This is a genomic window from Pseudohaliea rubra DSM 19751 (assembly GCF_000764025.1).
Taxonomy (GTDB): domain Bacteria; phylum Pseudomonadota; class Gammaproteobacteria; order Pseudomonadales; family Halieaceae; genus Pseudohaliea; species Pseudohaliea rubra.
Genome location: NZ_KN234803.1, coordinates 1 through 10040 on the forward strand (window position 1 = coordinate 1; position 10040 = coordinate 10040).

9 protein-coding genes are annotated in these 10040 nt (G+C 68.5%); 1 reads left to right on the forward strand and 8 read right to left on the reverse strand.

The genetic code is table 11. The annotated features are described in order from the left end of the window. Positions 1-1153, reverse strand: a 1153-nt coding sequence (locus HRUBRA_RS13790) for a Y-family DNA polymerase (protein ID WP_052094947.1), incomplete at its 3' end; no start/stop codon positions are given. Positions 1154-1360: 207 nt separating this feature from the next. Between HRUBRA_RS13790 and HRUBRA_RS13795 the strand changes: the two genes are divergently transcribed. Further along, on the forward strand, positions 1361-3196 hold the full coding sequence (locus HRUBRA_RS13795) for a DUF885 domain-containing protein (protein ID WP_052094949.1): 1836 nt from the start codon (positions 1361-1363) through the stop codon (positions 3194-3196). Positions 3197-3298: 102 nt separating this feature from the next. Here the strand turns inward: HRUBRA_RS13795 and HRUBRA_RS13800 are convergent, their stop codons facing one another. From HRUBRA_RS13800 to HRUBRA_RS15460, 7 genes are all read right to left on the reverse strand, one after another. Next, positions 3299-3505, reverse strand: a complete 207-nt coding sequence (locus tag HRUBRA_RS13800) for a DUF2788 domain-containing protein (RefSeq protein WP_035518109.1) — start codon at positions 3503-3505, stop codon at positions 3299-3301. A gap of 78 nt (positions 3506-3583) precedes the next feature. After that, complete coding sequence (locus HRUBRA_RS13805) at positions 3584-4018, reverse strand: OsmC family protein (RefSeq protein ID WP_035518110.1); 435 nt, start codon at positions 4016-4018, stop codon at positions 3584-3586. A 75-nt stretch (positions 4019-4093) separates the two neighbouring features. Continuing rightward, the gene (gene imuA, locus HRUBRA_RS13810; protein ID WP_052094951.1) at positions 4094-4825 is read right to left on the reverse strand and encodes a translesion DNA synthesis-associated protein ImuA; all 732 of its coding nucleotides are present in this window, start codon (positions 4823-4825) and stop codon (positions 4094-4096) included. A 103-nt stretch (positions 4826-4928) separates the two neighbouring features. Continuing rightward, on the reverse strand, positions 4929-5933 hold the full coding sequence (holA, locus tag HRUBRA_RS13815; protein ID WP_035518112.1) for a DNA polymerase III subunit delta: 1005 nt from the start codon (positions 5931-5933) through the stop codon (positions 4929-4931). After that, positions 5933-6445, reverse strand: a complete 513-nt coding sequence (locus tag HRUBRA_RS13820; protein ID WP_035518114.1) for an LPS-assembly lipoprotein LptE — start codon at positions 6443-6445, stop codon at positions 5933-5935. Before HRUBRA_RS13820 ends, holA begins: the two co-directional genes overlap by 1 nt. Next, the gene (gene leuS / locus HRUBRA_RS13825; RefSeq protein ID WP_035518115.1) at positions 6445-8904 is read right to left on the reverse strand and encodes a leucine--tRNA ligase; all 2460 of its coding nucleotides are present in this window, start codon (positions 8902-8904) and stop codon (positions 6445-6447) included. Before leuS ends, HRUBRA_RS13820 begins: the two co-directional genes overlap by 1 nt. Positions 8905-9150: 246 nt before the next feature. Next, positions 9151-10040 (reverse strand): SGNH hydrolase domain-containing protein (locus HRUBRA_RS15460; protein ID WP_035518116.1); only part of this gene is annotated, 890 nt, incomplete at its 5' end.

The window sequence follows — 10040 nt, forward strand, 5'->3', positions numbered from 1 at the left end:
CGGGCTCGGGGCTGGTTGCCGCTGCCAGCTCGGGGAGATGCTCACTGCGGCAGGCGAGATGGCGGACGGCCTGCCGGCCCAGGCGGTTGCGCAGCCGGTCGCGGAGGCTGGCCAGCGGCTCCGTGCCGGCTTCGCTGAAGAGGTCGCCGCCGGTGGGTGTGGCCGGCGCCAGCTCGTCGCAGCTGAGTACCAGAGTCTCTGCGCCCCCGGAGAGCGGGTAACGCTCCAGGCGTGTGCGGGTAAGCCCGGTCCAGGTCGCCGCGTCGCCGGTTTCTGCGCTGGCGCGTACCGTGAGCGCCTGGCGTTGCCCGCGGGCACCGATGAAATGCCAATGCAGAGTGCCGGTTTGCTGCTGGGTATTGCGCAGGAAGGCGACCAGCGCGTTCAGTAGCCGTCGGATCGCCGGCTGCAGCTCTTCGCTGCCGGTCACCTCGTAACCAAAACGGTGCCGGGCGCGAAAGCGCAGCGGCGGCTGGAAAGCCGGCTGGCGGTCATGGGCGCGGCCGGTCACCTGCTGCAGCAGGGTCACGGCCTCGCGGCCGCAGCGCCGGCCGAGGGCCCGCTCCGGCAGGGCGAGTATATCGCCAAGGCGCGTAAGGCCCGCTTCTTCCAGGGCTCCGAGCGCCGGGAGCAGGATCGCCAGGTGGGCGAGGGGCAGCGGCGCCAGCCGCTCCTGGAGGGGCTTTTCGAGGGCGCTGGCGGCCGGTTCCCCGGTGAAGCTCAGTAGCCAGGCCGCCTTCGGCGTGGGTGCGAGGCCGCGACGGTAGCTGAGGGCGCGCTGTACGGGGCCCCGGTCGACGCTGCCGAGGAGCGCGGCGATGCCCCCGAACAGGCGCAGGCAGCCGCCGATCTCGAGGAGCAGACAGTCCTCGCGCCAGCGATGCAGGTTGGGCGTGATGCCGTAAGCCCAGCAGCACAGCTCTTCCAGGCATTCCGCCTCGCGCTGCCGGTCCCGGGCCCGCAGCTGCAGCGCGTCGCCAGCGAGGGCCCGGGCCGTGGTGACACCCTGGCCCGGGGCCAGCCCCAGGGCGGCGGCGGAATCGTTGACTTGCAGCAGCCGCTGCCGCTCCACGAGGGCCTGCGGACGCTCCTCGCTGCCGTCCTGGCACTCCAGGGCCAGCCGCGGAAAGCGCAGGCACAGCCACAGAGTCAAGGCCGTTCCCCGGTGTGCGGAGAGAGCCCGGCCAGTCTGAAGTAAATGCTGTACATATATACAGTATCAGTGTCCTTCGGCCCTCTGTCCAGCGTGACCCGCTCTGGGAGGTCGGTGGCAATTCGGGTCCGGCTGGGCCATCATGACCGTCCCTGGCGGCGCTGTCCGCCGCGTCTCCGTTGCACCCCAAGCCCCAAGGAGTGTCCCGTGTTTCGAGCTTTTCGCTTGCCCCTGGCCTTTTTCTTCGCCGCCGGCCTCCTGGCCTGCGGCCAGGACGGCGGTCCGGTGGCTTCCAGTGCCTCCGACGAGAGCGGCGAGGCCGCCGTAACCGGTTTCCGTGCCTTCCTCGACGAAGCTTACGCCGAGGACATGGCGCGCTACCCGCTGACCGCGACCTACCGCGGCATCAAGACCGGGAATGATCAGTGGAACCCTGTCTCCGAGACCTTCCAGGAGGACACCCGCGCTATCAATGAGCGGCGCCTCGCCCGGCTGCAGACCTTCGACCGTGACGCCCTGGCGGCGGACGAGCAACTGTCCTGGGACCTCTACAAGCTCAACCTCGAGCGCCTGCTGGCCCGGGATGCGTTCCGCCACCATGATTTCGTCATTACGCAGTTCCGCGGGCCGCACACGGTCGTGCCGAGCACCCTGATCAATATTCACCGGGTGAACAGCCCGGCCGATGCCGAGGATTACATCGGCCGGTTGAACGGCGTCGGCGACTACTTCGACCAGGTGATCGCCCAGCTCGAGATCCGCACGGAGAAAGGGCTCACGCTCGCCGACTGGCAGTACCCGAAGATCGTGCAGTCGGCGCGTAACGTGGTTACCGGCGTGCCCTATGACGACAGCGGTGAAGACTCCACGCTGTGGGCGGATTTCCAGGACAAGGTTGCCGGGCTGACCCTCGACGAGGCAACCCGGGAGCGGCTCCTCGCCGAGGCACGCACGGCGCTGGTGGATGTCGTCGGACCCGCCTATGAGCGGCTCATCGTCGCCGTGGAGGCACAGGCTGAAGACGCCGCCGAGGCCGACGGTATCTGGCGCTTCCCGCGGGCGAAGGACTATTACGCCACGCGCCTCAACTGGTACACGACCACGGACCTCAGTGCCGACGAGGTCCACGAGATCGGCCTTGCCGAGGTCGCGCGGATCCACGGCGAGATGCGCGCCATCATGGAGACCGTCGGCTTCGAGGACAGCCTGCAGGACTTCTTCGAGTTCATGCGCACGGACGAGCAGTTCTACTATCCGAACACCGACGCCGGCCGCGCCGACTACCTCGCCGACGCCCGGCGCAGCATTGATGCCATGCGCGAGCGCCTGCCCGAGTACTTCGGCCTGCTGCCGGAGGCGGAGATCGTGGTCAAGCGGGTCGAGGCCTTCCGCGAGCAGTCCGCCGGCAAGGCCTTCTACCAGGCGCCGCCGAAGGATGGCTCCCGGCCGGGCATCTACTACGCCAACCTCTACGACATGGCGAACATGCCGAGCTACCAGTTGCAGGCCCTGGCTTTTCACGAGGGCATTCCCGGGCACCACATGCAGCGCGCAATCACCGTTGCTCTGGATGATATTCCCGAGTTCCAGAAGTACGCGAGCTTTACGGCCTACACCGAGGGCTGGGGCCTCTACACCGAGGAACTGGCGAAGGAAATGGGCTTCTACGAGGACCCTTACTCCGACTTCGGCCGTCTGGCCATGGAGCTCTGGCGCGCCTGCCGCCTGGTGGTCGACACTGGCATCCACAGCAAGCGCTGGAGCCGCGAGGAGGCGATCGACTACCTCCTCGAGCATACGCCGAACCCGGAGGGTGATGCGGTGAACGCCATCGAGCGCTACATCGCCATGCCCGGCCAGGCCACGGCCTACATGATCGGCAAGCTGAAGCTCATGGCGTTGCGCGAAGAGGCGCGCCGCGCTCTGGGTGAGGGCTTCGACATCCGCGCCTTCCACGATGAGGTGCTCAAGGACGGCCCGGTGCCGCTATCGATTCTTGAGCGCAAGATCGAAGGCCTGGTGGACGCCGCAAAAGCCGGCTGACCACAAGCGGTGGGAGCGGCGTCTTGCCGCGACCCAGGCCGGCGTGCCGTCGGTCGTCGGCGCGGAGGCGCACCTCCCACAGGGCTTCCGCCGCAAATGGCCCTAGATGCCGCCGTGCTCCATCAGGTAAGTGATCGCCCCCTTGATGAGAAAGCCGAGGATGCCCATGGCGAGCGCCAGGAACAGCACGAAGGTTCCGAAGCGACCGGCGTCGCTGCGCCGTGCCAGATCCCAGACGATAAACACCATGAACAACATCAGGCCGCCGACGCCGAGCGTTACGCCGTAGTCTGAGAGCCACTTGTCCATGGGGGCAGAGTCCGTGTTGCCAGGGGGCGGGGAGTCTAACGGACTTCAACTGCCCTACAAAGTTTTCAGCGGATTGTCCTACGCGCTCAATACCTCGGTGGTGAGGGCCGTGCTGGCGCTCATGGAGTTGGTGATCAGGCAGGCCTGCTCGGCCTTGTGGAGGAGGCGGTCGGCCTTTTCCGGGTCCGTATCGGCGGGGATGCGCAGGGTGGCGCTGACCTGGACCTCGGTGAAGCGGGTGACGCGCTCGACGCGGTCGAGGGTGCCGGTGGCAGTGCACTCGATGTCGGTCCACGCGAGCTTGGAGGCGCGGGCGATGGCGCGAAAGCTCAGAACGAAACAGTCGGCGACAGCGGCCATGAGCAGAGACTCGGGGGACCAGCGGTCGCCGGGGCCGCCGAACTCTGCCGGGGGTGCGGTGACGATCTCCGGCAGATCTGTGGCCTGGACGAGAACGTTGTCATCGTCGCCGGCGCTGGCGGATACGGTGTAGTGGTGGGGTAGCTCTTGCATGGAGTGCCTCCGTGACTGCAGGTGATTGCTGCGATTCAAGGTCTATGGTGCCATGCCTTGCTATCCCGTGCGACGCTAGGCCACAGGCGCGGCGATAGGGCTCGCTGCTGCCGGCGCAAAGGCCGGCAGTTCCCAGAGCTGCGGCTGGCCGGGGATATCGTCGCTGGCCGGCAGGGAGATGTCGATGCCCTGGCGGCCGCCGCGCTGCTTGAGAAGGTGCACCTGGCGATAGGCCGGGAGCTGCAGGCGCAGGGGTGCCGGCGCGTGTTCCTGGGCCGCGGGCGTGGCCCGGAACAGGACCGCGAGGCTGTCGCCGGCGGTGGCCGCGAGCTGGAGCTTGCGCAGCTCCGCGTAGCGGTAGTCAGCGGCCCCAAGCCAGCTGAAGACCGCGCTGCAGGTGGGGCTGCGCAGGGCCTGCTCGGTGCTCCAGAGCAGGTCTTCGCGGCTGCGCGGGTGCACCAGCAGCACCTGCTGCGTATCGATGCCGCGGGCGGCGAGCAGCGGTGCATAGGGGGTGCAGGGCGGGGCGATAAAGACCTGCCAGCGCCCGCGGCTGCTCAGCCGCTCCATGGCTGGCAGGAACAGGCCCATGGCGCCGAGGCCGTTGGCGTTGCTGAGCAGCTCGACGGTGTTGCCCAGGGGCCAGCCGCCGTGGACCAGGGCGCCGTCGAGGGCGGCGTAGCCTGTGGCCAGCGTGTCCCGGCCGTGGTGGTCGCTGTTGGCCGGCGCGCCATCGAAGAGCGGCTGGCCATCGCGGCCGAGCCAGGTGTCGCGACGGCTGACAATGTCCTGCAGTGCCTGGTTCATGGTGTGTGCTCCCTGTACGAATACTGTATGCCTGTACAGTAGTCGCCGTTGCCGGGGAGCGCAAGCTGGCCGGGAGTGACCTGTCCGAAAAGGCGACAGGTCGCTACGGTTGCGCGATGTGGAGGAGCAGCTGCTCCAGGGCGAGCCAGGGGTCGCCGGGGCCGTAGCCCTTGGCGGCGGCGTCCGCGGCAAGCGCCAGGGTCAGGGCCGTGGCAGTGCTGGCCGGGTCGTGGCGGCCGAGTGCCGCCTGCAGGATGCCCATGCGTGATTTCCATACCCGCCGCGCCGCCAGCGCCTGCTGCGGCCGCTGGCCATCGGCGACGTCGCGGACCAGGTCATCGAGGAGGCGCACCTCGCGACTGGTGGCCCAGCAGGCCACCGCCGGCTCGACACCTTCGCCGCGCAGTCCCGTCAGCATGCGCAGGGCGTGTACCGTGTCGCCGGCCAGGGCGGCGTCGATGGTCGCGAAGAGGTTGTAGCGGGCGTTGTCGAGGACGCCGTCGTTCACCGAGGCCAGCGTGATATGGTCCGTCCCCAGGAGCTTGAGCTTTTCGATCTCCTGCAGCGCTGCGAGAAGGTTTCCCTCCACACGCTCGGCCAGCAGCCCGAGAGCATCCCGGTCGATGCGCATGCCGGCGCTGCGGATGCGCCGCTCGAGCCAGCCCGGGAGCTCCCGGGAACGCACGGGCCACACCTGTACCGTGCCGCCGGCGCGGTCGATCGCCTTGTACCATTTGCTATTGCCGGCGCTCTTGTCGAGCTTGCCCGCCACCACCAGCAGGCGGTCGCCGGGGTCGGCCAGCTCGAGGTACTCGCAGAGCGCCTTGCTGCCCTCGGTGCCGGGCTTGCCGCCCGGCAGCCGCAGCTCCACCAGTTTGTGGTCTGCAAAAAGCGACAGGTTCGCCGCACAGTCGCGCAGGGCCTGCCAGTCGAAGTCACGGCCGTCAGCGTCGAGGATCTGCCGTTCGCTGCAGCCGCCGGCGCGGGCCGCGGCGCGCAGCTGGTCGGCGCATTCCTGAACCAGGAGCGGTTCGTCGCCGCTGACCAGGTAGGCGGGCAGCACCGACTGCGCGAGGTGGGCCGGGAGCTGCTCCGGAGTGATCCGCATCAGCCGCTGCTGGCGGCGAAGAAGGCGATCCGGCGGATGATCTGCTGCGCCAGCTCGCCGCGCATCTCGTCGCGGAGAATGCGGATTTCCTCCGCCTTGCCGACCACGTTGCGCGGGTCGTTTTCCATCTGCTTGGCGACCTGGGCGGTTTCCGGGCCCAGGAGCAGGGCGCCCCGGTCGTCGCGCACGGTGAAGGTGGCGCGGAGCGTGAGTTCGAACTCCGCCGCCCGCGCCTCGGCATTGATGGAGAGGTTGCGCTGGGCGAAGCGCTCCGGACCCAGCTCGAGGCGGTGCGTGGCTTCGCCGGCATCCACCCAGCGGATGCCGCTGGCCGTGAAGCGCGCGCGCAGCACCCGGGTGAATTCGCTGTTCGGGCTCGCTGCCTGCAGGTGCATGGCCCCCCAGCTTGCCGGCAGCGCCGTGCCGCCGCCGGTGCCGCGCAGGTGGAAGCCGCAGCCGGCCAGCAGCGCAACGAGGAGGGCGACGGCGAGGCGCGGCAGCGACGAGCTCATCAGCTGACCACGATGTTGACGAGCCTGCCGGGCACCACGATCACCTTGCGCACGGTTTTGCCCTCGAGGAAGCGCTGGGCGTTGGGTTGGGCCAGAGCCTCGGCCTCGGCGTCGGCCTTGCCGATGTCCGCGGGCACGACCATTTTCGCACGCACCTTGCCGTTCACCTGTACCACCATCTCGATACTGTCGCGCACCAGGGCGCTTTCGTCCACGCCGGGCCAGGGTGCCCAGGTGATGTCATCGCCGTGGCCCAGGGCGCGCCAGAGGTGGTGGCAGGCGTGGGGAACGACCGGACAGAGCAGGCGCACAGCGACGTCCAGGCCCTCGCGGAGCACGGCGCGGGCCTGCGCATCTGCCGGGTCGAGGCGGCCGAGCTCGTTGCAAAGCTCCATGACTGCGGCGATGGCCGTGTTGAAGGTCTGGCGACGGCCGTAGTCGTCGCTGACCTTGGCAATGGTCTCATGAATCTTTCGCCGGCCGTCCCGGGCCGCGCCGTCGAGGGTGGCCGGCTCCAGCGCCGGCACGGCCCCGCTGGCAACGTGCTCGGCGACCATGCGCCAGAGCCGCTTGAGGAAGCGGTGCGCGCCTTCCACGGCGGAGTCGGACCACTCGAGGGACTGGTCCGGTGGTGCCGCGAACATGCTGAAAAGGCGCACCGTGTCTGCGCCATAACGCTCGATGAGGGCCGTAGGGTCCACGGTATTACCCTTGGACTTGGACATCTTGGCGCCGTCCTTGAGTACCATGCCCTGGGTGAGCAGTCGTGTGAACGGCTCGTCGGAATCAACCAGCCCCTCGTCGCGCATGAGCTTGTGAAAGAAGCGGGCGTACAGGAGGTGCAGGATGGCGTGCTCGATGCCGCCCACGTACTGGTCTACGGGGAGCCAGTAGTTGGCGCGCTCGCTGTCGAGCATGCCTGCCTCGTAGTCGGGGCAGGTGAAGCGGGCGTAGTACCAGGACGACTCCATGAAGGTGTCGAAGGTGTCCGTCTCGCGCTCGACGACCTGGCGGTCGAGCTCGAACTTGCGCCACTCGGTGTCGGCCTTCAGCGGCGAGGTGACGCCGTCCAGGACCACGTCCTCTGGCAGCAGCGCCGGCAGGCGCTCCGCAGGGATCGGGATTTCGCCCCCATCCGGCAGGTTGAGCATGGGGATTGGCGCGCCCCAGTAGCGCTGCCGGGACACGCCCCAGTCGCGCAGCCGGTACTGCGTGGTGACCCGGCCGGCGTCGCGTCCGGCGAGCGCGGCGGCGATGGCGTCGAAGGCGGCCTCGAAGGGCAGCCCGTCGAAGTCGCCGGAGTTGGTAAGGGCGCCGTGCTCCGTAAAGGCGGCCTCGCTGATGTCGGCCGGCTTACCGCTGTCATCGCAGATGACCACGGTCATGGGCAGGTCGTAGCGCTCGGCGAATTCCCAATCGCGCTGGTCGTGGGCCGGTACGGCCATGACGGCGCCGGAACCGTAATCCATGAGCACATAGTTGGCGACCCAGACGGGAATTTCCTCGCCCGTCAGCGGGTGCCGGGCGGTGAGTCCCGTGTCCATGCCGCGCTTTTCCGCCTGTGCCGTTTCGGCCTCGGATACGCCGCTCTTGCGGCACGCCTCGATGAACGCTGCCAGCGCCGGGTTGTCCGCGGCCAGGGCCTGGCTGACGGGATGCTCGGGGGCGAGGCTCAGGTAGGTGACCCCGAACAGCGTATCCGGACGCGTTGTGTAGACCTCTATGCGCTCCTCGCCGGCCACCGGCGTGTCGAGCGTGAAAGCCAGTTCCACGCCGCGGCTCTTGCCGATCCAGTTGCGCTGCATGGTGCGCACCTGCTCCGGCCAGCCGTCGAGGTCGTCCAGGCCTTTCAGCAGCTCGTCGGCGTAGGCGGTGATACGCAGGAACCACTGCGGGATCTCCCGGCGTTCCACGAGGGCGCCGGAGCGCCAGCCGCGGCCGTCGATCACCTGCTCGTTGGCGAGTACGGTCTGGTCCACCGGATCCCAGTTGACCGTGGCCATTTTCCGGTAGACCAGGCCCTTTTCGTAGAGCCGGGTGAAGAACCACTGTTCCCAGCGATAGTACTCGGGGCGGCAGGTGGCGAGCTCCCGGTTCCAGTCGAAGCTGAAACCCAGGGCTTTCAGCTGCTCGCGCATGTAGTCGATATTGCTGTAGGTCCAGGCCGCCGGCGCCGTCCTGTTGGCGATGGCGGCATTCTCCGCCGGCAGGCCGAAGGCGTCCCAGCCCATGGGGTGCAGCACATTTCTGCCCTGCATACGCTGGTAGCGTGCGATGACGTCGCTGATGGTGTAGTTGCGCACGTGCCCCATGTGCAGCCTGCCGCTGGGGTAGGGGAACATGGCGAGGCAGTAGAACTTTTCACGGCTGTGATCTTCCGTGGCGGCAAAGCTCTGTTGTTCGTCCCAGTAGGCGCGGGCGGCCTGCTCAAGGGTTTGCGGGTCGTAATCCTGATCCATGGCGGTGTACGTTGTCCCTTGTGCCCGCAGGTTGGCCCGCGCGGCAGAAAAAGCGCGATGTTAGCAGCAATCCTCCGGAGCCGCGACGCGCCGGGCCCCGCTGCGCCGGGCATGCTTTCGGTTCATGGCAGCTTTTTGGGACGGATGGCTGGGGTGTGCTCCCAGCCTTGCCCGGCCGGGCAGGGCTGAGAGCACTCCCCCGCGCTCACCCCGGAACAGTGCGATCCCGGCATCCGCCTCTCAAAGCTACGATGAACCATTCTTTAAGGGGCCGGTGCCGCCCGGCAGGTTGCGGCTCAGGCTGCGGCTCAGAAGCGGGGCGAGCAGCCGCGAGCCGTAGTCTGACAGGTGGTCTCCATCGCGGTAGACCAGGGCCCCGTCGATACGCAGGGGGCAGCGATTGTCGCTGCACAGCACGGGTCTGATGCGCAGGAAGTGGACCTTGTCCTTCCGGGCAGCGATCAGCGCCGTGAGCCTTGCCTCGACGGGGTCCTCGGTGAGTGGATAGACGGGCTCCGCCGCCCCGTCGATCTTCAGCCAGGCGCGGCGCACGAAGTGGTCTGAGAGGTGCTTGCTGAAGCGCGAGCCCACCTCCGGCACGTCCTGGATGATCACCACCCGGCGATCGGCGAGTGCGTCCAGGGTCCGGCCCAGACCGCGGGCAAAGACCCGGCCGTTCTCGCTCGGGGAACGTCCGGTGGTCTGTTCGTCCTCGATCAGGAAGAAGCGCTTGTCATAGCCCGAGCCGGTCATGGGCACGGTCCAGTAGCCCGCGAGATAGATCAGCCCGATGCCCGGTTCACCCTGCAGGGTGCGGTTGACCTCGCGGTTGAAGCGCCGGCACTCCTCCCGGGCCGGGCGGTCTACGCCGAGGAGTGCAGGGCAGCCGGAGCCGAAGAAGAGTAGTCCGGCCGTATCCAGCCCCCGGGCGGCGTGATGCATGCCTGGCCCGAGCGCATTGGCGTGGGAATCCCCCCAGAGCGCAAAGGTTGGCGCCCGGTCCGGATTGCCGAGGTGGCACACGGTGGCCGCGAGACCCCGCTCTGCGGCAAAGGGCTCGCAGCGGGCGTAGCGTTCGGGCCGGGCCGCCTCGCCGGCGGCTGCCCAGGCGGCGGCGGGGATCCGCCCCGGGAGCC